This is a genomic window from Pirellulales bacterium (assembly GCA_019636335.1).
Taxonomy (GTDB): Bacteria; Planctomycetota; Planctomycetia; order Pirellulales; family JAEUIK01; genus JAHBXR01.
Genome location: JAHBXR010000021.1, coordinates 103,061 through 125,512, shown reverse-complemented (window position 1 = coordinate 125,512; position 22,452 = coordinate 103,061). Strand labels below are relative to the sequence as shown.

Annotated in this window: 22 protein-coding genes and 1 tRNA gene; 15 read left to right on the top strand and 8 right to left on the bottom strand. The window is 59.6% G+C overall.

From position 1 onward, the window contains the following. The 3 genes from KF708_19100 to KF708_19090 all read left to right on the top strand — a co-directional run. A partial coding sequence (locus tag KF708_19100; protein MBX3414801.1) for a hypothetical protein occupies nucleotides 1-369 on the top strand: 369 nt, incomplete at its 5' end. Nucleotides 370-377: 8 nt separating this feature from the next. Continuing rightward, nucleotides 378-842, top strand: coding sequence for a hypothetical protein (locus KF708_19095; protein MBX3414800.1), 465 nt, complete (start codon nucleotides 378-380; stop codon nucleotides 840-842). 216 nt (nucleotides 843-1,058) lie between these two features. Next, nucleotides 1,059-1,448 (top strand): hypothetical protein, encoded by a 390-nt coding sequence (locus tag KF708_19090; GenBank protein ID MBX3414799.1) that lies wholly within the window; start codon nucleotides 1,059-1,061, stop codon nucleotides 1,446-1,448. Here the strand turns inward: KF708_19090 and KF708_19085 are convergent. Beyond that, on the bottom strand, nucleotides 1,430-2,218 hold the full coding sequence (locus KF708_19085; protein ID MBX3414798.1) for an IS5 family transposase: 789 nt from the start codon (nucleotides 2,216-2,218) through the stop codon (nucleotides 1,430-1,432). The genes KF708_19090 and KF708_19085 overlap by 19 nt on opposite strands. 211 nt (nucleotides 2,219-2,429) lie before the next feature. On the opposite strand from KF708_19085, the gene KF708_19080 reads away from it, so the two are divergent. Then, entirely contained in the window at nucleotides 2,430-3,125 is a 696-nt protein-coding gene (locus tag KF708_19080; GenBank protein ID MBX3414797.1) for an IS630 family transposase, read from the top strand. Between the two features lie 201 nt (nucleotides 3,126-3,326). On the opposite strand, the gene sdhB is transcribed toward KF708_19080, so the two are convergent. From sdhB to KF708_19050, 6 genes are all read right to left on the bottom strand, one after another. Then, on the bottom strand, nucleotides 3,327-4,178 hold the full coding sequence (sdhB, locus tag KF708_19075; protein ID MBX3414796.1) for a succinate dehydrogenase iron-sulfur subunit: 852 nt from the start codon (nucleotides 4,176-4,178) through the stop codon (nucleotides 3,327-3,329). 60 nt (nucleotides 4,179-4,238) lie between these two features. Then, complete coding sequence (locus KF708_19070; protein ID MBX3414795.1) at nucleotides 4,239-4,562, bottom strand: cupin domain-containing protein; 324 nt, start codon at nucleotides 4,560-4,562, stop codon at nucleotides 4,239-4,241. 338 nt (nucleotides 4,563-4,900) lie between these two features. Next, on the bottom strand, nucleotides 4,901-5,308 hold the full coding sequence (locus KF708_19065; GenBank protein ID MBX3414794.1) for a globin: 408 nt from the start codon (nucleotides 5,306-5,308) through the stop codon (nucleotides 4,901-4,903). Nucleotides 5,309-5,372: 64 nt separating this feature from the next. Then, nucleotides 5,373-5,705 (bottom strand): cupin domain-containing protein, encoded by a 333-nt coding sequence (locus tag KF708_19060; GenBank protein ID MBX3414793.1) that lies wholly within the window; start codon nucleotides 5,703-5,705, stop codon nucleotides 5,373-5,375. Nucleotides 5,706-5,715: 10 nt separating this feature from the next. Next, a complete protein-coding gene (locus KF708_19055; GenBank protein ID MBX3414792.1) occupies nucleotides 5,716-6,330 on the bottom strand; it encodes a class I SAM-dependent methyltransferase in 615 nt (204 codons plus the stop codon). Nucleotides 6,331-6,535: 205 nt separating this feature from the next. After that, entirely contained in the window at nucleotides 6,536-6,958 is a 423-nt protein-coding gene (locus tag KF708_19050) for an Rrf2 family transcriptional regulator (protein ID MBX3414791.1), read from the bottom strand. 162 nt (nucleotides 6,959-7,120) lie between these two features. Between KF708_19050 and KF708_19045 the strand changes: the two genes are divergently transcribed. The 6 genes from KF708_19045 to KF708_19020 are packed head-to-tail and all read left to right on the top strand — an operon-like array spanning nucleotide 7,121 to nucleotide 13,044. Then, complete coding sequence (locus KF708_19045) at nucleotides 7,121-8,251, top strand: hypothetical protein (protein ID MBX3414790.1); 1,131 nt, start codon at nucleotides 7,121-7,123, stop codon at nucleotides 8,249-8,251. A gap of 16 nt (nucleotides 8,252-8,267) precedes the next feature. Then, nucleotides 8,268-10,514 (top strand): molybdopterin oxidoreductase family protein, encoded by a 2,247-nt coding sequence (locus KF708_19040; GenBank protein MBX3414789.1) that lies wholly within the window; start codon nucleotides 8,268-8,270, stop codon nucleotides 10,512-10,514. Nucleotides 10,515-10,524: 10 nt separating this feature from the next. After that, nucleotides 10,525-11,181: a 4Fe-4S binding protein gene (locus KF708_19035; GenBank protein MBX3414788.1), complete on the top strand. Its 657-nt coding sequence runs from the start codon at nucleotides 10,525-10,527 to the stop codon at nucleotides 11,179-11,181. Nucleotides 11,182-11,191: 10 nt separating this feature from the next. Beyond that, complete coding sequence (locus tag KF708_19030; protein ID MBX3414787.1) at nucleotides 11,192-11,731, top strand: Rieske 2Fe-2S domain-containing protein; 540 nt, start codon at nucleotides 11,192-11,194, stop codon at nucleotides 11,729-11,731. Then, nucleotides 11,728-11,952: a hypothetical protein gene (locus KF708_19025; GenBank protein MBX3414786.1), complete on the top strand. Its 225-nt coding sequence runs from the start codon at nucleotides 11,728-11,730 to the stop codon at nucleotides 11,950-11,952. Before KF708_19030 ends, KF708_19025 begins: the two co-directional genes overlap by 4 nt. 18 nt (nucleotides 11,953-11,970) lie before the next feature. Continuing rightward, nucleotides 11,971-13,044 (top strand): tellurite resistance/C4-dicarboxylate transporter family protein, encoded by a 1,074-nt coding sequence (locus KF708_19020; GenBank protein MBX3414785.1) that lies wholly within the window; start codon nucleotides 11,971-11,973, stop codon nucleotides 13,042-13,044. A gap of 1,334 nt (nucleotides 13,045-14,378) precedes the next feature. Here KF708_19020 and KF708_19015 read toward each other — a convergent pair. After that, entirely contained in the window at nucleotides 14,379-16,880 is a 2,502-nt protein-coding gene (locus KF708_19015) for a cation-transporting P-type ATPase (protein ID MBX3414784.1), read from the bottom strand. 311 nt (nucleotides 16,881-17,191) lie between these two features. Between KF708_19015 and KF708_19010 the strand changes: the two genes are divergently transcribed. The 5 genes from KF708_19010 (at nucleotide 17,192) to KF708_18990 (ending at nucleotide 22,017) form a co-directional block, all read left to right on the top strand. Beyond that, a complete protein-coding gene (locus tag KF708_19010) occupies nucleotides 17,192-18,241 on the top strand; it encodes an NAD(P)-dependent alcohol dehydrogenase (protein MBX3414783.1) in 1,050 nt (349 codons plus the stop codon). 45 nt (nucleotides 18,242-18,286) lie between these two features. After that, nucleotides 18,287-19,996 carry an HAD family hydrolase gene (locus KF708_19005; GenBank protein ID MBX3414782.1) on the top strand — a complete coding sequence of 570 codons (1,710 nt, stop codon included), beginning with the start codon at nucleotides 18,287-18,289 and terminating at the stop codon, nucleotides 19,994-19,996. Continuing rightward, the gene (locus tag KF708_19000; GenBank protein MBX3414781.1) at nucleotides 19,993-20,517 is read left to right on the top strand and encodes an alpha amylase C-terminal domain-containing protein; all 525 of its coding nucleotides are present in this window, start codon (nucleotides 19,993-19,995) and stop codon (nucleotides 20,515-20,517) included. Before KF708_19005 ends, KF708_19000 begins: the two co-directional genes overlap by 4 nt. A gap of 16 nt (nucleotides 20,518-20,533) precedes the next feature. After that, nucleotides 20,534-20,713, top strand: coding sequence for a YqaE/Pmp3 family membrane protein (locus KF708_18995; GenBank protein ID MBX3414780.1), 180 nt, complete (start codon nucleotides 20,534-20,536; stop codon nucleotides 20,711-20,713). Between the two features lie 1,211 nt (nucleotides 20,714-21,924). Then, a tRNA-Phe gene (locus KF708_18990) sits at nucleotides 21,925-22,017 on the top strand. Nucleotides 22,018-22,452 lie beyond the last annotated feature (435 nt).

Below are 22,452 nucleotides of genomic sequence, written 5' to 3'. Positions count from 1 at the left end.
AGAGTCGTTTCTCCTGGAGAAGTAGGTAGATTCTCACGCACGGCGACGCCTTGGGGTAGAAATGTCTGGCAAAGACCCGATATTAATTGGACACTGCGCAGACCAGATGGAATGACCAACCTTGAGGCAGCGCAATTAGGATATGCGCCACAGAGACAGGTGGGCAATGCGTTTGAAAAAATCCATCTTCACCATCTGAACCAGAATCCGTTCGGAAGTCTTGTAGAGGTATTTCAATCGACACATCAAAGACACCCCCACAATGTTCCGCCACCAAGCTGGCGTGTTACTGATCCGGCAGCCGCGTCGGCCTTTCGTGTAGAAGTGCCAGCGTACTGGATTTGGCGAGCCAGCCAGGTAGGAGAATAATAATAATAATGTGGGAAATGGATCGGATTAGCGACCGACTGCTGAAAGCATCAGTTACCGGCGGCCCTTGGGGAATTCGCGGACAAGAAGCGTTAGAGCGGATCGAGAGAGGCTTGGGCTTTGAACTTGGAATCCAACTTCGGAAATTCGTGTTGAATTTTGGAAATCTCCGTATCGCCCCATTTAACATCATCGTATCTGGTGATGACCGAGGAAGTCTCAGTTCGCTTACGGAAACTCGTCACATTTGGGACCTTAATCCGACCTTGCAGTTGCAAAACGCAATCCAGCTAATGGACCATGCAGGCGAAGTTTATATCTATTACTCAGGTAGCGAAAAAGTTCTTGCATTTGATTCATTACGACCCGTAGCCGGCGAGGAAATGCTTTCCTGGGACAGCCTAGAGAGCTTTCTAGACTGGGTTTTACTCGAAGCACAAAAGATAAAAAACGACTCACGCTATCGACCATAGCTTCCGGTGTAGCGGTCCAGGCCATCGTTAGTGGACACGTGTGAGATATCTATCGTTAGTGTTTAAGTGATTTACATAAGCGTGGCAGTGGCGTTGGCCCAGCCAGCACGGCACGTTGTTTGACAATTCGGATGAGCATGCGCGAGGCAGTCCTTCGCGCGTACCGTGCATGGTCGTGAGAGAACGCGACCCTGCGAACGCCGCGAGGGCGCGGAGATGGAACGTTCAGCCCAGTCATCTTCGCGTTCCTCGCGGCTTCACGGCCGTCTCGCGCGGCGCGGCGTCTACGATATGGGAGCGTCGCTGGGATTGACGGGCCGCTACTTGGGAGAAAGCACCGCGTATCAGAACATCACGTCGTCCAGCGCCGCCCAGTTCATGGAAGACGTGCGCCTCAGGCCGGGCGTCTCGCCGCAGGTTCGTCTGCTGTCGTACGGGAGCGAGATCGTCGGCGACCTTTCCTGGGGCGCCGCCCAGGGCTTGCGCGCAACCGAAGTCGGCAACGTCAACCTGCGGTTGCCGAGATTGCGGTCGTCGGGTGGAAACGCATCCGTAGTCCAAAGTAGTGGCGCACTTAGAGCGTGTCTTCAAACGCATTTGTTGTGAGCGAGTCGTCGTGACATGAGTGCGATCATAGAAATGTAAATCATGGCTTCACTCGTGTCGGTGTTACGTTCATAGTCTCGGCTGTGGCGTCGGCAGCGCACCAGCCAGGCGAAGGTGCGTTCCACGATCCAGCGTTTGGGCAACACCACAAAACCCTTGGCCTTCACAGGCCGCAACACCGTTTGCAGAACCCAGCCGAACGTCTCCTGGACCCAAGCCGGCAAGCCCTCGCGACCGTAGGCCGAGTCGCCGAACACGACTTTCAAACGAGTCAGACGACGCAGGGCATGGATTACGAAGTGCCCACCCTCCTGGTCCTGCCAGTAGGCGCCATGCACCACCACGGCCCAGATCAATCCCAGCGTATCGACGGCGATGTGCCGCTTGCGGCCGGTGATTTTTTTGCCGGCGTCGTAGCCTCGTTCTTCGCCTCCCTCGGCGGTCCGGATCGATTGGCTATCGATGATCGCCACGCTCGGCGTCGGCTGCTTGCCCACTGCTTGGCGCACCCATCGGCAGAGCGTCTCGTGGATGCGTGCCCAGTTGCCGGCGTTGCGCCAACGCCAGAAGACGGTGTACACCGTCTTCCACTTGGGAAAATCGTGGGGCAGCGCACGCCACTGGCAGCCGGTCCGGTTCACATAAAGAATCGCATTGATGATCCAACGTCGATCGATCGGCCGCCGACCCGACTTCGCCGGCTTGGGCAGCAGCTTCCGAATCAACTGCCATTGTCCGTCCGTCAAATCGCTGGGATAATTCGCGTTCATCGTTACGGCTCCGTCTTCCTTGACTTGAGAACCAAGAGGGCGGAGTCGTAACGGTTTTCATCAAATCAAGCAATTGAAGACAGGCTCTAAGTCCGCCTCCCAAAGGTTATGCCAATTGGACGTTGCGACTCTTGGCGCGTCGCGTCGTCGAATTGGAAGTCGCCGATTCGATCAGCCATGAAACCGTGCGCCAAACGCTGAAAAAAATGGGATGACCAACCGCAAGATTCAATACTGGGTCATTCCGCCGGACGCGGACGCCGAGTTCGTGGCCTGTATGGAGCAAGTGCTCGACACCTACGAAAAACCGTATGATCCTGCCTGTCCTGTGCTCTGCATGGACGAACAGCCGGTGCAGTTGATCAAGGAAACGCGACAACCGATTTCCGCCACGCGGCGGCACGCGAAGCGCATTGACTACGAGTATGAGCGGGCCGGCACGGCGAGCATCTTTATGTTCACCGAGCCGCTGGCCGGCTGGCGCGAGGCGACCGCGCGGTCCTCCAAGACGAAGTTGGATTGGGCGATGGAAGTGGCCCGCCTGCTGGAAGAGCGGTATCGCAAGTGTCCTACAGTGACCTTGGTGTGCGATAATCTAAACACTCACACGATCGGCGCGTTCTACGAGGCATTTCGGCCGGCGCGTGCTCGAGCTTTGGTCCGCCGCCTTCGCTTCTGTCATACGCTGAAGCATGGAAGTTGGTTGAACATCGCCGAGAACGAGCTGAGTTCGCTGACCCGGCAGTGCGTCGCAGGCCGCCGATTCGGCAAGCTGGCGACCTTGCAGTCCGAACTCACCGCTTGGTCCACCGACGTCAACCGAACCCAACGCGGAGTCGACTGGCAGATGAAAGTCAAAGAAGCCCGCGGTAAACTCAAGTCACTCTACCCGAAAATTAAGCTGTGACAGAGCACTAGTTTGCCGGTGAACTGGAACGGCATCCGATCGGCATTGTCCTCGACGTTGGGCGGGCCGGTGTCTTCGCCGAAGTCCATCGTCTCATCGAAGGATAAGCGAGCGCGGATGGCCGGTGTCCTCCATCTCTTCCAGGCATGGTGCCGCGCACGGGTTGGTTGTAGCCAGGCAATCATCCTGCGACGGCGCCGGCTATCCGTCCAAAAGTTTCTTGAGGCCGTGCAGGGTCGCCGCGCGGCCTGCGCGTCCCCACGAGGTCATCAGGGGGATCTCTTTGGGGCAGACGGCCTGACAGTTGCCGGCCTTGCCGCAATTCTGAATTCCTCCCGGAGCGATCAGGGCGTCCAGACGTTGTGATGCGGTCATGCGACCCGTCGGATGAGCGTTCATCAACACCACCTGGCTGTTGGCGTGCGCACCGATGAAGTTCAGATCGAACTCCGTCCGCTCGCGGGCAGAAAACTCGTCGGCCGATTCCCCGGTTCGCCTCGTGAGCTCAATCTTCCTGTATTGCGGGCAGGCATCCAGGCAGCAGCCACAGCTCATGCACGTGCTCAGCGGATACGCCTGCTGCTGATCCAGCGGCGACTGGCGAGGTCCCGGGCCACGATCGAAATAGCCGTCGACCTCGACCCAACAATGCAGTTTTTCCAGGGCACGAAACAATCTTCCGCGCGCCACGACCAGGTCCCTGATCACGGGAAACTTGGACATTGGACGCAACTCGATCTGGTCCGAGTCAGCGGCGAGGAGTCGATCCACCAGCGCCGAACAAGCCTGGCGGACGCGACCATTGATAAGCATCGTGCATGAGCCGCATACCTCTTCGAGACAGTTGGCATCGTAAGCGATCGGGGCCACCGATCGCCCGTCCGCAGTAACCGGGTGGGCCGCGATCTGTTGCAAGACGCTGGTGACGTTGAGGCCCGGTTCGTGAGGTAGCCGGAACCGCTCCCAGTAACTTGACTCTTGCGGCCGATCCTGTCGGAGAATCCGCACTTCAAAGTGCCGTTGTGTTAGATGGGGAACGCCGTTTTGCATCATGAGCCGCCTGAACCGCCGGCCAACACGCGATCGAACGCGTTAATGGCCGGAACGCTTCGCTTACAACAGAATCGTGACCAGGACCGAAGAGTCCTCCAGGGCGTGCAGCCGATGCGTGCTCGAACCTGGCAAGTAAAGCATCGATCCCGCCGTCAGCTCGCGCTTCGTTTCGTCGATATAGAATTCCACCCGCCCTTCAAGGCACTGAACCGTGATTTCTCCGGCCACGGCATGCGAGGGCAGAGTCTTGCCGGCAGCCATCACGATCCGAATGACTTCGAGCGTGTCGGTCTTGATCAGCGTATGCGTCTGGGCATTCGTGAGCCCGGGGCCCAAGGGACGCACGTCGATAACTTCGCCGGGCCTGGCATGGGGAATGGCCATCGGTGGGTCCTCCGGAAAGAACGTCCTAATTCAAGGTCGGTAACGAAGATTACCAAAGCGACGGCCCCTACAGAAGATCGTGTCTCCCGGCACGCGCAGCCATCGCAGCGTCTGCATCAGATCGGTCTGCATGAACTCACTACTGCGGGTGTACCAATACCCGTCCTCAACTGACGCCCACGTCTGCATCAATTCAACTGGTAGCAGGCTGAACACGCACATCGCAGACAGCCCCAAGTTCAGGGTCCAGAAGCTGAAATTGAAGAGTCCATCTTCCAGGCAACACCGGGCACCAGAGCACGGAGACAAACGAGCATCAGTCCGGAGTGGAAGTGGACTCAGCTCGCCATCAGGCTGATCCCACTTCGCATCGCGTCACGCCAGACTTGCGCGAGTTCCGCGTTGAATCTTGGGTCGTGCTGAGCGAGCGCTTCGCACAGCGCGTCCAGCCAGAGTTCATAATGTCTCGGTTGTACATTCAGAAGCCGGTGCCGCTCGGCCAGACGTTCGATTTCTTCTCGGCCCGCGCCGGTGTGCGAGTACATCAACATTTCCAGCAGCGATTCTCGCAGCATCAGCTTCTGGTGCGGAAAGTCGGTGTGCGCAAACATGGGTGGAATCTCCGCCGCCTTGGCCAGGAAGAGACAGTAGAACGTGTCGAACAGTTCTCCGGACTCGCGAGCCCGATGATAACTGGCGACCACCCGATCGAAAGGGAGCTGCTGGTCTGACGGCTCACCGCTCATTGGGGATCCCTTGTTCTCGGGTGGAGGGTGATTGCTATCTGCGCCACGATTCCTTGTGCCCCGATCAGGGATGGCCCGGCTGTTTCAAGAGCAGAAGCAGCATGGTCACTGGAGTGGTTGCGCGGATACTGTGTGGGAGTTGCGCGGGCATATGAATCCAGGTACCCGCTTGGGCGGTGATCGGGTCCGGCCCAAGCGTCACTTCGGCTTCGCCTGCCAGGAAATGCATCACGGCCGGTGTCGAAGCGGTGTGTTCGGAAAGCTCCTGTCCGGCACTGAAATGGAAGAGCACCGTCTTCAATCGCTCGTCCTGATGCAGGGTCGTGCTGAGCGTGCCGTTCTCGGGGGGCGCCGCGTGGTGAGCGACATCCTGAATCAGCGTATAGGGAAGAGTCATCTTTGACTTCCTAAGGTTTCGTGGCGACCAGCGCGACCGCACAGAGGTGATCGCGATAGCGGCGAAAGACCTTTCGCATTGCCAGAACGCGTCGCCGTGCTTCGGCGTGCCAGGCAACATTCCACACAAAACGGGCGGCGCGCAGCAGGCCCTCGTCTTTGACGAGGCGGGCCGGCTCCAGGAGATGCATGGGCGCGCGATGCTCGCTAACGACGCTTAAGCCAGCGGCGCCGAGCAGTTCCCGCCATTCTTTAAGCCTGAGCGGGCGAACGCCGACGTGAATCTCTCCCGACAGTTCCCGTGCGATCGCATCTGCGATCTGAGGATCAACTTCATCGGGGACCAGACACAGTTCATGAATGCCATACCTGCCACCTGGAGCGAGAAGCCGTGCCGCTTCCGCCACGATGCGCGACTTGGTGCTCGCCGGTTGCATCGACAACATGGCTTCGCCGTAGACTACGCTCGCCGACGCGCCAGGCAGACCCGTTTCTTCGGCGCTGGCCACGATGCACTTCTGCTGGGATCCGGAAAGGTAGCGACGGACTTCATCCGCGGCGTTCGCGTCTCGCTCGACCGCCGTATAGGAGGCCGGCTGACGCGCCAGCGTCAGGCGAGCGGTCACCCCCAGGCCCGGGGCGAATTCGACGACTCGATCGTTCGCCTCTATTTGCAGGTCGCTCAGCAGGCGCTCGGTCAACTCCAGACCGCCGGGTCGGAGGACACGTTTGCCCATTTTTGCCAACAGCCAATGTCCGGGCATTTTTTCCGCAGGCGGTTGATGGCGGTGCGCCGGCGATGTACTAGCTTGCGTTTTCATTCGGTGCTCTCTAGCTCCTCGCGCAGAGCGGTGCGATCTCAGACGCCGACCCGAGTAATTGGGAGATGGTCACTCGCTTGAAGACCGCCTCGGTCGCGGCATACACCCGGTCCAGTTCCGCGTGCAGGGGACAGAGCTGTCGATGGGAAGGCAGTCCCAAGGGGCAGCGGCGAATTCGCATCAAAGGGGCCGTGGCCTTGACGACGTCCAACACAGAGATCTTGTCTGGCGATCGCGTCAGGACATAACCGCCTCCGGGACCCGATTGAGAGCGAACGAGCTTCGCCTTGACCAGGTCCTGGAGCACTTTGTGCAGATAGCGCCGCGGGACGCTGGTTTGCCGGGCAAGCTCGTCGGCAGACTCCTGCCGAGCAGGATCGCGAGCCAACCACACGACGGCGCGCAGCGCGTATTCAGCGGTTTTAGGCAGCATTTCCATCTCCGTCGCAACTAATTCTACATATTGACATGTAGAAATCAATTGCTATATTGACCCGCGCCCGCACGATCTCCCCGCCGATGAGCTTGCGTGTGGGAGTAGGGGGCAGACGCTCAGTTGGCGTCAGTTTCGAAGTGGTGGAAAGATTGGCTAGCCGTGAGCGACTGGGGTGCCCTCGTGAATTCAACGCGGATGGGTGAGAACCGGCAGACCGACCGCACCTCGCAACAGGTCTGGCCGCGGGAGGCGATCATCGCCGGCACAAGCGGCCTGGTCACGACTTTGCTCGTGGCAGGCCTGATCGTGCTGGGCTCCCGCCGGCTGTCTCACTTCGACGCCGCGCTTGTGGGCTACACGTTTGCGACCCTGTTTGCCGCCTTTGGCATCGCCTACCGCTATGCCATGTGGCTGCAGCGGCCGCCAACGGCCATGTATTGGAAGCGGGGCTGGCAAGTCTTTCTCCGACCGCAATCGTTTCCCCGTAACCTCGTCCTCTGGCTCCAGCGATTAGTATCAGTATTCTTTGCCAACAGTTTCATCTGGAAGCGAGGCCTGGCGCGGGGCTCCGCCCATTGGCTGATGATGTGGGGATGCATTCTGGCGTCGGCGATCACCTTTCCCCTGGTGTTTGGCTGGATTCACTTTGAGTTCGCCGACGTTGGGTTCGACCGCTACAGGGCCGTGGTCTTTGGATTCCCCCTGTTTTCGTTCGGCATCGATTCTCTGCCGGGCTATCTGGTCTTTCACGGCCTGGTGTGGGCCTCGTTTCTGGTGATCGCCGGAGTGATGATCGCCATGCGGCGCCGAATGCGCAGCCGCGACGCCTTGGCGCTGCAGCGTTTCGGCGAAGATTTTTTGCCGTTGATCCTGTTATTCTCAGTCAGCGTGACCGGCTTGATGCTGGTGGTCAGCTACAAATGGATGGCGGGATACGCCTACGAGTTCCTCTCGATCACGCACGCGGTGACGGTCATCGTGACGCTGCTGTGGCTCCCCTTCGGAAAGTTCTTCCACATCTTTCAGCGCCCCGCTCAACTGGGCGTGTTGTTCTACAAAGATGCCGGTAGTCGTGGCGAACAGGCCTTGTGCGCTCACTGCAGAGAGCCATTCGCCTCGCGCATGCACGTGGAAGACCTGATCGAAGTGGAACGGCAGTTGGGTTACCAATACGAATTGAGCCAGGGTCCTGCGGATCATTATCAACGAGTCTGCCCCCGCTGCCGGCGATTGTCGTTGGCGACTGCTCAAGGGCGGCTGTGGAGAGCGGCGCGCACTACGGATTCTTGACGGACCGACCCGACAGATGGCACAGCCTCCCACCAGCCGAGTCAACATTATTGAGCACTTCGGCCCGCATCTGGCCTATGCCGAAGGGACCCGGCTGGACCGAGGACTTACACCCGATCGACTGGTGCAGACGCATTGCTGTTTCTGCGGTCAGCAATGTGGCATCCAGTTGAAGGTGAAGGACAACGAGGTCATTGGCTTTGAGCCTTGGGAAGAATTTCCCTTCAACCAGGGCATGCTTTGCCCCAAGGGGGTCAAACGCTATCTGCAAGGCTCGCATCCCGACAGGTTGTTGAGCGCCCTGAAGCGGGATCCCAGTTCGCCAGGCGGGTTCCACACCCTGGGCTATGACGAGGCCATCCGGCAGGCCGCCGAGAGGATCGGCCAAATTCAATCGCAGCACGGCAACGATGCCTTCGCGGTCCTCAGCGGTGCCAGCCTGACCACTGAAAAGACTTACCTGATGGGTAAGTTTGCCCGCGTCTGTCTGAAGACGCCCTACATCGACTACAACGGCCGACTGTGCATGGTCAGCGCCGCGGCCGGCAACAAGAAGGCCTTTGGGATCGACCGTGCCGCCAATCCCTGGTCGGACATCCTGGGCGCCGGAGTGGTCTGGATCAGCGGAGCGAACGTCGCGGAATGCGCGCCGATCACAACCAACTACGTTTGGCAGGCCCGCGAGAACGGCGCGAAGATCATTGTTGTCGATCCGCGCATCACGCCGCTGGCGCGCACGTGCGACCTGTTTTTGCCGATCAAGCCTGGTCGGGACGTGGCGCTCTTCAACGGCATCCTGCACTTGATGATCGAGCACGATTGGCTGGACCATGCCTTCATCGAAGCGCATACAGTTGGCTTCGAATCGCTCGCCGAGTCGGTGCGCGCCTGGCCGCCTGCGCGCACGGCCGAAGTCACGGGCATCGCCGAGCGCGCGATTCGGAAAGCGGCCGAGTGGTGGGGTACCGCCAAGACGAGCTTCCTCCTGCACGCTCGCGGCATCGAGCATCACAGTCATGGTGTGCAGAACGTGCTGGGCGCAATCAATATCGTCCTGGCGTCGGGGCGCATCGGCCGCGAGAACTGTGGATATGCCACAATCACCGGCCAGGCCAATGGGCAGGGAGGGCGCGAGCACGGTCAGAAGTGCGATCAGCTCCCGGGCGCGCGCGACCTGGCTAATCCCGAACATCGCGCTCACGTGGCCAAGATCTGGGGCGTCTCGCCCGACGAGTTGCCGCAGCCGGGAGTCGACGCCTACGAGATCTTTCGCAAGATCGACCGGGGTGAGATTCGCGGCCTGTTGTCGATTTGCTTCAATCCGCTCGTCTCTTTGCCGGACAACAACTTCGTGGCCCGGATGCTCGACAAGCTGGACTTCTACGTGGCGATCGATTTTTTCCTGAACGATACGGCCCACCGCGCCGACCTCGTGCTGCCCGGATCGCTTCACGAAGAGGACGAGGGGACGGTGACCCAGATCGAGGGCCGCGTCATCAAGATCAACCAGGCCGTCACCCCGCCCGGCGAAGCTCGGCAGGACTGGCGGATCATTCAGGACCTGGCCGTCGCTCTCGGTCGGCCACACGGCTTCACCTTCGCTCACCCTCGGGAAATCTTTGAGGAGCTGCGCCGGGCCAGCCAAGGCGGTATTGCGGATTACTCCGGCATCACCTGGGAAAAGATCGAACAGCAGCACGGCGTTTTTTGGCCCTGTCCGTCGGAAGACCACCCGGGCACGCCGCGCTTGTTCGAGCCGGGTTCCCACAATCCCATCGCCAAGGGGGCCGGGCCGTTTTACTTTCCCGACGGCAGGGCGCGATTCAACGTCGCCGAGTACACGGCGCCGATGGAAGATGTCGACGCCGCGTATCCCGTGATCCTGACGACGGGCCGCGTGGTCAGCCATTTCTTGTCCGGAACGCAGACGCGGCGGATCGGGCCGTTGGTCGATCAATATCCCGAGCCGCGCGTGGAGATTCATCCGCAACTAGCGGCCAGGCTCGGCCTCGGCGACGGTGAATGGACGACAGTCACCTCGCGGCGGGGCGAAATCACAGTACGAGCCCAGGTGGTCAAGACCATCCGGCCCGACACCGTGTTTATTCCCTATCATTGGGCGGGTCCTAAAAGCGCCAACCAGGTCACGATCTCTGCTCAGGATCCGATCTCGAAAATCCCCGAGTACAAAGTCTGTGCCGTACGGCTGTCCAAGGCCGCTGCCCCGCCCGAATACGCCACACAATTGGAACGGCAACAATAAGGATCGCGCGATGCCTGTGCCCGCGGACCAATACTTCTTCATCGATCCCAATCGCTGCATCGGCTGCGAGTCCTGTGTGCAAGCCTGTTCAGAATGCGACACGCACAAGGGGCATTCGATGATTCATCTGGAGTATGCCAACCGCCGCGAGTCGCCGCAGACCCTGCCGGTCGTCTGCATGCACTGCGACTCACCGACGTGCGCCGAAGTCTGTCCGGCAGACGCCATCAAACGGACTGAAGACGGCGTGGTGCAGACGGCCCGCAAGCCCCGCTGCATTGCGTGCAACAATTGCGTGCTCGCCTGTCCTTTCGGCGTGCCGAAGATGAATGTCCGCCAAGAACTGATGATGAAGTGCGACATGTGCTACGACCGCACGTCGGAGGGCAAACGGCCCATGTGTGCCACGGTCTGCCCAAGCCAGGCCCTGTTTTTCGGGACCCGCGAGGAAATCGAGCGCCTCCGCCCACGGTCTCGACCGATCAATGAGTTTCAGTTTGGTTTCCAGACGATCCACACCAAAGTCCGCATGATGGTGCCCCGGGAGACCGTCGCGACGCACATCGACGTCGCCGAAGTCCTCTGCCATCCGGACGAAGGGAGCGACCAAGAAGATGCCATGCTGGCCGCGGCGCTGTGCGAGCTGCCGATTGTGGCACGGACTTAGGAGTCTACGCATGGAAGATAACAACGTGCAGGTCACCAACTTCCCCGACGGCCGGCCGCAGCGCGTGCAGCCGAGATGGCGGCAGGACTTTCCAATCGACCTCGAGGCGGATGAGTACGGCGCGCGCCGTGACTTCACCAAGTTTATGGTTCTCACGAGCCTGGCGTTTGCTTGCGGGCAGTTGTGGATCGCGCTCTTGAGCACCTTTCGCGGCCGGTCACCGAGGGAGCAGCGGATTGCCGCTGTCGACGACGTGCAGGTCGGCCAAGCGGTTGGATTTCACTTCCCGACCCAGCGCGATCCTTGCTTGTTGATTCGCCAGTCGGAAAACGAGTTCCTGGCCTATTCGAGCCTTTGCACACATCTGATGTGCCCGGTTCGCCCCGAGTTAGAGCAGGGCCGGCTTCACTGTCCATGTCATGAAGGCTATTTCGACCTCGGCACGGGGCGGCCCATCGCAGGACCGCCCAGGCGGCCTCTGCCGCGGATTCAGTTGCGAATCGATCGCGGCATTGTCTACGCCACCGGCGTTGAAGAGCGCGCATCATGAGCAACCTGCCTAAGACACGCGGGCAACGGCTGTCGATTGTCTACGCCATCTTGATCTTGGTGCTGATCCTGGTCGTGATGCAGCTCTGGCTGCTCACGGCCACCATGAACGCGTTCCTGGGGGGCAATCATACGATCGTCTGGCCGGCGGCCGTGGCCAGTACGATTTGCCTGGGCCTGAACGCCGGTCTTTTGCGGTATCTCGTTCTTCTCGATCGGTGACCCTCGAAGGCGACCCACGTGAGCGAAACCGCCAAGAAAACGGAGCGGACCGGCTCGGTGGGGTGGGAGATCGTCGAGACGCTGAACCCGAACTACTTCGCCTTGGTCATGGCGACGGGCATCGTATCGATCGGCTGCCACCTTCTGGCGATGCCGAGCATCGCTCGCGCCTTGTTCTGGCTCAATGTTCCGGCCTATGTGATTCTTCTCGTGCTCACGATTGTCAGACTGGTGGTTTGTCCTGGCCGGTTCATTGCGGACCTGACCGATCACAAACGGGGCGTCGGATTTTTCACGACGGTTGCGGCAACCTGCGTGCTCGGAAATCAGTTTCTGCTGATTGCCGAACTTCGATGGGTGGCGGTGGGGCTGTGGTGTCTGGGGACGGTCCTGGGATTCGTGCTCACCTATGCCATCTTCACGAGCCTTGCCGTCAAGGAATCAAAGCCTCCACTGCCCGACGGCATTCATGGTGGATGGTTGGTATCCGTTGTCGCCGTGCAGTCCATCTCGGTGCTCGGAACGATGCTGTCCGAAGGGTTCGGTTCCTCTCGGGAGCAGATTCTATTCTTCGCACTCGCGCTGTGGTTGGCAGGCGGAATGCTCTATATGTGGATTATCTCGCTGATCTTCTATCGATATTCCTTCTTTCCCATGAGTCCCGCCGACCTGGCACCGCCTTATTGGATCAACATGGGAGCGATGGCCATCTCCACGCTGGCAGGTGCAACACTGATTTCGGCGGTTCCGAGTTCGGCGATCCTGAGCCAACTGACGCCTTTTCTCAAAGGCTTCACGCTGTTCTTTTGGGCCACGGCGACCTGGTGGATTCCAATGCTGGTGACCCTTGGCGCGTGGCGACATCTCTACAAGCGTTTTCGGCTCGCCTACGATCCGCAATACTGGGGCGCGGTGTTTCCACTGGGAATGTACACGGTGTGTACCTATCGATTGTCTCAGGCAATCGAAGCACCGTTTCTGGCGGTCATTCCGCGCTATTTCATCTACGTCGCCATCGCCGCCTGGTGCTTGACTTTTTTGGGCATGATTTATTCGTTCGCGACGACGCTGGCTGCTAAGTCAGAGAAGTAGGCAGTCTTTGCAATTTAGGCGACTGTTTGGCAATGCTGTGTCGCGTAAAGGGGTTTTGAAATAGTTGCGACGGCTGCAAACCATCGAAAGCGTCCGTCAAGATGCGCACATTTGATTTTATTGCTGTCCACGCGGCCAATGAGCCTCGGTGAAGGAAGCTGCTACCACGAATTCCGGGCTTCCGTTGGGCGCCTTGGGTTCATTGGCTGCGCGGAGCGGAGTAGGTTGTGCCTGGAGCTGGTTGTTTCGTCGTTGGTTTTCGCCTGCCTTTGTTCCCCCGAGGGGGAACAAAATCGACCGTGAGGTTTGCGCGCACATGACGAACCGTCCTGTGTCACGAACGCTCATGCTGCCAACCTACTTCGGTCATATCGACCGAGGTTGCCGAGGTCGGGGGGCTATTGTAAGGCACCAACGCGCCGACGGGGTCTAGCTTACGTGCGTCCGGTAATGTCGGCACTCAGAAAGTTGGCTGCCCGACCGAGTTACTCAACCAAGTTCCGTAGTTCTGTCAGCTTCTGGAACTGCGTGAGGATCTCAGAATGCGATTGGGAGAGGTGTCGCACGACACGCGCACTGTCGAGCAGCTGCTTGATGTACCCGCGGCGAAATGGTGGGCGCATAGACGACAGGAATCACGCGTGCGGGGAGTTTGGGGAATTGGTCGCAGAGGGAGAGCGCTGTTTGCGGCGTGACGCGCGACCTCACTTCGACGAAGAAGCGGAATCTCGCTGACTTGGAAACGGCATCGACGATCAGGTCGCTTTCCCGACGGTGCTGCTTGGGTTCGCGCCGGGAGGTGACCCGAAAACCTGGCACCCCTTCGAGGACTTCCCGGAGCACGCGATCCGCTTGGCGGACGAGTTCCTGGTCTCGCATGGAGTTCACCAAAATCGCCTTGTTCACTACGTAGTAAATATATTGTAATCAGTGAACAATGCAATGCGGCCATCGCCAGGAATAACGCAAGTCCTCTCTGTAAAATGAGTTGCGGCGAATTAAGGCCCTCGGCCATTGCAGTTGCTGACAGCTATGGTCTTTCGGACAGATTTGGATTGTCTTATGCGAGGAGCTGAACCTGATGGGACCGTTTGGGTCCTTTGCGTGATGACGTCAGATGAAGAGTTGTCGCCTGCGGTATTCGGCGGCGGCAAAAAGCTGTTTGCCGACGGCTCGGCGCCACACGCATACAAGCTGACCAGTTCGCGCGTATCGAGCACGGGCGTCATGATCGGACACTGCAAGCGCAACGGAGAGATCAAAATCGGCGGCGATCCGCTCAATTCACCCAGCAAGCGTGAGATCGTCCGTCAGGAGCGTATGAAGCGCGACGGCTATCCGGAGCGCCATTTGTCGAAAGAACCTTTGTTCCAAGCTGCAAAGCCGAGTGGGACGGCGGCGGCGCATCCGCTTGCCACAAGCACCAATGCCCAGTCATCCCAATGCAAGGGGGACAGATGCAGCAGCGTATCGAGCCCTGGTGTCTGAATCAGAATGAATGAAGAGAGGACGGTGCCAAGACACATGATCCATGCTGCGCGAGTTCGGAGGCGACTGAGGACGGCCGTAATGGCTGCGCTCGCCGCCGTGAAGGTCGCCAGCGCCATTGCTCGACCATGTTCCACGTTGTCGGCTCCCTCCAGACTACGTAGAAAGCCCGCCGAAACCGTGCCGGCGATTACCAACCCCGTCAGCAGCAACATCGTCCACTGTGTTGCATTAAAGAAGGTCGCTTTCCCGGAGACATGGTTTTTGCGAACAAGCTTCTTCGCAGCCGTTTCCTGAAACACGAGCATCGCGGTGGGATGAATCAGGATTTCAATCCATACAATATGAACGGGCAGATAAAGCAGCGGGAAACCGGCCAATGGAATAAGCGTGGCCGTAAGCACCAGGGGAATATGAATGATAAGGAGATATTGAAAGCTCAACTGCAAGTTCTGAAATAGCTGCCTTCCCTCGGCGATCGCGCCGACAATCGTTCGAAAGTTGTCGTCCAGCAAGACGATCGACGCGACTTCACGAGCACTGCGAGTGCCTCGCTCCCCCATTGCCACACCGATATCGGCGGCCTGGAGAGCCGGCACATCGTTCACGCCGTCGCCGGTCACCGCCACGATTTCGCCCGCCTCTTGCAGGGCTTTCACGAGCATGAGCTTCTGGGCCGGCTTCGCTCGCGCGACCACGTCGACGCTGGCCAGATCAGAATTGCCGCTCTTTGCCAGGTTCTCAATTTCGTCCCCGAGCACGACCCGCGGATGGTCACCACCAATTCCCACCTCTTGCGCCACGGCTCGCGCCGTCAGAGGATGGTCGCCGGTGACCATGATGGGGCGAATTCCCGCAGACAAACAAGACGCGACCGCCTCCGGCACTCCACGACGAACCGGGTCTTCAAAGGCCAGCAGCCCGGCGAATACGAAGCCCTCGTCGGGTTCTTGGGCGAAGGATTCAATGGCATCTGTGGGGCGTGATGCAACGGCGATGACCTTATGCGCACTGGCGGCGAGCTCCTCCAATTGGGCCAGCCATCTTGCCTTCTCGTCGGCGGTAAGAGGGCACATGCCAAGGATGACTTCCGCCGCGCCCTTGGAGACAACCGTCGTCTGGCCTGAACAGTCTCGCGTAACTGCCGTTTCACGCTTGCGATCCTCGGTAAAAGGAAAGGTGACCAGCCGCTCGAAATCGGCGCGCTGAGCACCCTCGGGAGTACGCCGATAGATGGCTTCGTCCATCGGATCGCCGCTGTCGGCGCGCGAGGCCCAACACGCCAGCGACAGCAGTCGATCTTCATTGTTGGCAGGCGCCGGAATGAGGTGCGCGAGAACCAACTGCCCTTCGGTGATCGTTCCGGTTTTGTCAGAGCAGATGCATGTTACCCGCCCGATGTTCTCGACTGTGACGGCACGCCGGACCAATGCCTGGCGCTGTGCCAATCGATAGACTCCCACTCCCAGAAAGAAGGTAAATACGACCGGAAACTCTTCGGGAATCGCCGCCGTCGCCAGGGTGACCGCGCTAATCAGCGCATCGAGCCACGAATTTCCCTGATAAAGACGGATGCCTGCCAGGAGCAGGCAAACGGCAATCGCCGCGACCAACAAGACTTTCACCAGGCGGCCAATTGCCTGCTGCAGCGGGGTGCTTTCATGCGCGCCGTGGACCGCCGAACGCACGATCTCGCCGTAGACGGTTTCTTTGCCAGTGAATACCACGCGCAGCCGTGCGCTACCCGTCAGCATCCTCGTGCCCGCAAAAGCCCAGTGAGCTTCATCGATGCGCGGTTCACTTCCTGAAGAGGGCGTCTGGGAAATCGGTCGTTTGATGACCGGGTAAGCCTCGCCGGTGAGGGCTGATTCATCGACCTGCATCTCCTCTCCGGCAATGATCACTCCGTCGGCAGGCAGCGGATCCCCCTGTCGGGCAAGCACGAGATCCCCCGGGACAAGTTCTCTCGATGGCACTTTTACGGCGACACCGTTGCGAAGAACTGTGGCTGTTGTCGCCAACCGGCTGGCAAGTCCCGCGGTGGACGCCTGCGTCCGCCGATGCAGATAGATATCCATCCCCAGCAACGGAAGAATAGCGATCAACAGCGTCATCGCTTCCGTGTGTTGCCCCACGAAGGCATACAGAGCACTCGTGCCGGCGAAGAACCAGAGCATCGGATCTTTCGCCGTTTCCAGCATGAGATGCCACCAGCGATTCGGCGGCGATTCGAGAATGTCGTTGGGCCCATATTGCGCAAGCCGTCGCTCGGCCTCGTCCCGCTCCAGACCGCACTCGTCGCTCCAGGCATCATTCAATCGATCCAGCGGTACATTCCTGCTCGACATTGCGCAACTCGACACCTGGAAACGTTTCACCAAAAACCGCGAGGCGCAGAGCGTCGGTGCTCCGCGCCTCACGAGAGACGTATTATGCGTCCTGCGTCAGGGCTCGCCCAGCGACGAGGGCGACAATCACGGGCTAAGTTGATGTTCGCCGTGCGCGAAATGCGTGTGACACGCGCGTGTGCCGCTAGAATGTGGCTGTGCAAAGATGACGGCCAGCATCATGACGGTTAAACCCGATGAATTCGTGTCGCCAACCCAGCCTGCTGGCTGACCGATGCACCCTGGAACCTGAAAGCCATGGATAATCACCCATGAAGGCAGCCATCTTTGCAGAACCCGGCCGGATCGTCCTGGTGGACAAGCCGATTCCCCAAGTCGGGCCACGCGACGCGCTATTACGCGTCACGACAACCACCATCTGCGGCACCGACGTGCATATTCTCAAGGGGGAGTATCCCGTGGCGCGCGGGCTCACCGTGGGTCACGAACCGGTCGGCGTGATCGAAGAGCTTGGCTCCGCGGTATCGGGCTACTCGGTCGGACAGCGTGTGATTGCCGGCGCGATCACTCCCTGTGGCCAATGCCACGCCTGTCTCAATGGCGATCAGGCGCAATGCGGCGGCAAGGCGATGGGTGGTTGGCGGCTGGGAAACACCATCGACGGCTGCCAGGCGGAATACGTGTTGATCCCGGACGCGATGGCCAATCTCGCCCCGATTCCTGATGGCCTCACGGACGAACAGGTGCTCATGTGCCCCGACATCATGAACACCGGGTTTGCGGGGGCGCAGCGCGGGGGCATCCGAATTGGAGATTCTGTCGCGGTCTTCGCTCAAGGCCCCATCGGCCTGTGCGCCACCGTGGGAGCCAGGCTTTGCGGAGCGACTCACCTCTTTACGGTCGACGGATTGAATGAGCGGCTTACCGTCTCTCGCACGCTCGGCGCCGATCAGGTGATCAACTTCAAAGAGCAAGACCCGGTAGCGGTCATCATGAATGCCACCGACGGCCGCGGCGTGGATGTTGCCATTGAGGCACTCGGCACTCAAACAACCTTTGAAAGTTGCCTGCGCGTGCTCAGGCCCGGCGGCACGCTCTCCAGCCTGGGAGTCTATGCGGGCAAACTGACCCTGCCGCCGGATGCCTTCGCCGCCGGGCTCGGTGACCATACGCTGGTGACGACGCTGTGCCCCGGGGGCAAGGAACGGATGCGGCGTCTGATGAACGTCCTCGCGGCCGGGCGAGCGGACCTGCAGCCGCTCGTTACGCACCGGTTCAAGCTCGATCAAATCGAAGAGGCCTACGACCTGTTTGCGAACCAGCGCGACGGCGTGCTCAAGGTGGCGATCTCACCGGCGTGAACCTGGCGAAGCATCTGCGACACGACGTCTCCGGAAGGGTTTTCTGTGCGTTACCTGGCAGTCGTGACCGACTATGACGGCGTCATTGCCCAGGAGGGGCGCCCTTCCGGCGCGGCCATCGCGGCGATTCAGCGTCTCCGTTCTTCGGGTCGCCGCGCGGTCCTGATTACCGGCAGGCGACTCGATGACCTGCTCTCCGTCTTTCCTCAGCTCGATCTGTTTGATTGCGTTGTCGCCGAAAACGGCGCCGTCATTTACGAGCCGGCGACTCGCAAAGAAACGTCACTGGCCAAGCCTCCGTCGCCCCGTTTTATCGAACGGCTCAAGGAGCTGCGCGTGGAGCCGCTCGAAGTAGGGCGGGTCATCGTCGCGACCTGGTTGCCTCATCATACGGCCGTGGTTCAAGTCATTCAGGAAATGGGGCTGGAACTGCAAGTCATCTTCAACCGCGCGGCGGTGATGGTGTTGCCGGCGTGCGTCAACAAGTCCACGGGCATGGACTATGCACTGCGCAAGCTCGGCCTCTCGCGGCACGAAGTCGTGGGAATCGGCGATTCGGAAAACGATCATTCTTTCCTGCAGCGCAGCGAATGCTCGGCGACGGTCGCCAATGCCGTGCCGTCGATTTTGCAAGCGGCGAGCCTGGTCACCCAGGCGTCGAACGGAGATGGCTTCGCGGAGCTCGTCGATGAGTTGCTCGCCAACGACCTGTGCCGCATGCAAGCCCACCTGCCTCAGCACCTGATGACCATCGGCCGACGAGAGGACGGGTCGGACGTTACCATCTCGCCGTATGGCGTCAACATCCTGATCGCAGGTCCGTCCGGCAGCGGCAAATCGACTGTCTCCGCCGGAATCGTGGAGCGGCTCATGGAACAGGAATATCAACTCTGTATCGTCGATCCCGAAGGGGATTACGGAACCTTGCCCGACGTGATCACGATTGGCAACCAGAACCACCCGGTGAGCGTTGGCGAGGTGCTGGCCCTGCTGGAAGATCCGAAGGTCACCCTCAACGTCAACTTGTTAGGGATTCCACTCGCCGACCGGCCCGAGTTTTTCGGCCAACTGTTTCCCAACTTGCAGGCTATTCGCACGCGCACGGGGCGTCCGCACTGGATTGTTCTCGATGAGGCTCACCACATGTTGCCTGGCGAGTGGGCCCACTTGGGGCGAGCATTGCCGCAAAGCCTGGGAGAAACCGTGCTCGTGACCGTTCATCCCGATCATCTGGCGCCGCTGGTGCTGAGGCTCGTGGATGTCGTCATCGCCGTCGGTCCTTCGCCACAGAAGACGATCCGGAAGTTTGCCGACGCGATCGGTCAGCCGCTCGATTGGCCCGAGGGGTTGTCCAGTCAGCGCGGCAACGCGGTCGTTTGGTTCCCGCACAAGAACGAGCCGCCATTTCCGATACAGATTGTTCCCGGCAGCGCGGAACGAATTCGGCATCACCGCAAGTACGCCGAAGGAAACATGCGCCATCGCAGTTTCTTCTTTCGCGGCCCCGGAGGTCGGCAGAATATCCGCGCGCAGAATTTGGCCATGTTCGCGCAAATTGCCGAAGGCGTAGACGAAGAAACCTGGCTGTACCATCTGCGCCGCGGCGACTACTCGCGATGGTTCCGCGGCGCCGTGAAGGACAGCTACCTAGCCGAGCAGGCGGAGCAGATTGAACGCAGGCAGGACCTGCATCCTGTCGAATCGCGACGCTTGATCCGCAGCCTCATCGAGGCGCGCTACACGCTGCCCGAATGAGGCCTTCCACAACTGGACATGTCCGCTTGCCGAGCTGCCGCCAGTCCCTCGCATTTGTCCGCCGGAGGATCCTTCGCAGCCAGCTTTCCGAGGTTGGTCGGCTTGACTCGCTCGCATGCCAGGATTGGCTCATCCGTTCGACGCGAGGGCTTACGGGCTCTGGACTGAACACGTTCCATCAGAATCAGGCCGACAACGTGATCGCCTATCATCGCTGGCACCAAGGCGGCCCCGGCGACGACGTGGTGGTCGTGGTGAATCTCTCCCATCTTGCCCACGAGAACTATCGGCTGGGATTTCCGGCGCCGGAAACTTGGCGACTACGGCTGAACAGCGACTGGAGCGGTTATAGCCGCGGCTTTGGAAACCAGGCTTGTTCCGATGTGATCACGGGCGCTGTGACCCCAGAGGGTCCGCAGCAAGCGAATTCCGTTCGCAGAGATGGCTTTCCTGCATCCGGAACGATTAACATCGGACCCTACAGCGTATTAGTGTTCTCGCAAGAGAAACCAGGCGATTAGCGAAAGGCGGCACAAAATGTGGACGGTTCTGTTGATCCTTTTGGCATTACTTCTTCCGCCCTTGGCTGCGTTCTTGGTCGTGGGTCTCAGCACTCATTTCTGGATCAACCTGATCCTCACACTTCTTGGCTGGATACCAGGCACGGTTCATGCACTCTGGTTGATCGTCAGCCGAGGTGCGAAGAAGAATGCTTAGAAGCCGGGGAAGTAAGAAGTTTTTGGGTGCGGTAGGTTGGCCGTGCGCTTAGGCATCGCGATATGCATGCTCGATGCACCATACCGCGCGGATCAGATTACAATCGCAGCGCCGATTTCGCGATTGCGTATCAACGCCGAATGACGCGATGAATGACTTCCAACCGAGAAGTGGCGCAGGCCGTCGATCCGGTTTCTAAGTCGATGAAATACAAAATTTGATGCAGAAGCGCTGGCAATTCCTGCGAAATCGCGTAAAATTCGGACAACCGACGCCTGCCTGTCGGTCTTGCGTTTTCCTTCACAACTTGGCTTCGATGCGCGAGTTGTGAACGTGTCGCTGAGTGCAGTTCCCTGCCGGATCGCCGCCTCCGGAGCCGAAGGTTACAGGTTCGAATCCTGTCGGGGATACTACTGTTGTTTTGTCAAACCCAGCAGCTTGGGTTGGCTGTTGGTGATTGATTGGGGTCACAAGGAAGTGTCCCATGCCCAAACAGTCCATTGTGCAGCAGGCAGCGAAGGCGCGAAGCCTTGTGTGAGATCATCGAGAATCTCAGCGGTTCGAGCTAGCAGGTCCGGCGAGCGCAAATGCTCTTAAAGGCCGATGCGGCCGGCCCTGCCTGGTCCGACCAGTAATCGTCGAGGCCATCAGCCACGAGCAGGTACGCACCGCGCTAAAGCCTGGATGTCCAGTCGCAAGATTCAATACTCAGGCCTTCCGCCGCACGTGGATGCCAAGTTCGTGCGCGACTTGCCGCAACGACTCGATCACTTTCACGCGGCGGGGTGATCTCGTTAAGGTACCGCGGCATCGTCGAGCCTTCTTACGGCGACAGATGGCAGCGACGACCACCGGCCGGCCGGCTTCATTTTTCTGAGCGAACCGCCGAAACTTATTCCGTGTCTGTCGGGTTTAGTAGGAATGACGTCGCGGCGTACGCGGCGTGACACCATGCGAACTTCTTGCCTTCGTTCCGCCATGATCCTTTTGCGGCCGATCCAGTTCAACGAACGATTTGCCGAGGCGGCTCTTGCGCCCCGAATAGTCTCGTTGTTGACACGGCGAGAGACACATTTCTTGGCGCAACCGCTACGCTTGTGACGCTTGGCTGCAACCTGCTGGCTGCTCAAGCCCGGTGTCACCAAGACAGCGGGCTTTTTTGTTGTCCGGAGCGTGACGCCGCGGAGGAAACGACGCAACACCTATGAACCGGGTCGGTAGCTGAGATGGTGTAGCGGTGGCCTGAAAAGCCGCAGACGCGGGCACCGCCGCGCAGCGGTGGTCGACGAGCGTCTCCCGATCCACGTTTGCATTTCGCAACTCGCAATCCGAACACGAGAACAGAAGAGCGGCAGAACAAAAAAAGATTTCAGGGAATAATCGAGCTCGAACGCGATCTTCTCTTTCCTGCGGTCCACGGTTCGACTGCTCCCCCGTTCTCGGCGTGCGCTCAGCGTGCGCGCTGATCTTTGACAATTGAAGTGATTGAATTCCACGTGAACGATGCGTTCCTCGTGCAGGTCTTGCTTGCACATGGTCGGAGCTGTTTACTCGCAGTTTCTCGCACATCGGCCACGTGGAGCGATAAACGGTCCGTGATGTCGCCCGGACCTGAAACCGATTTGCCTGGCACGGGCAATCGGCTCTCGGCAGGAGAGATAGACGAAAGGCAGTTCACCGCGCCGGCGTTCGTTCGTCGGTGGCGTGTGGCAACGACGCTGGCGGGTAATCGTTTTGGG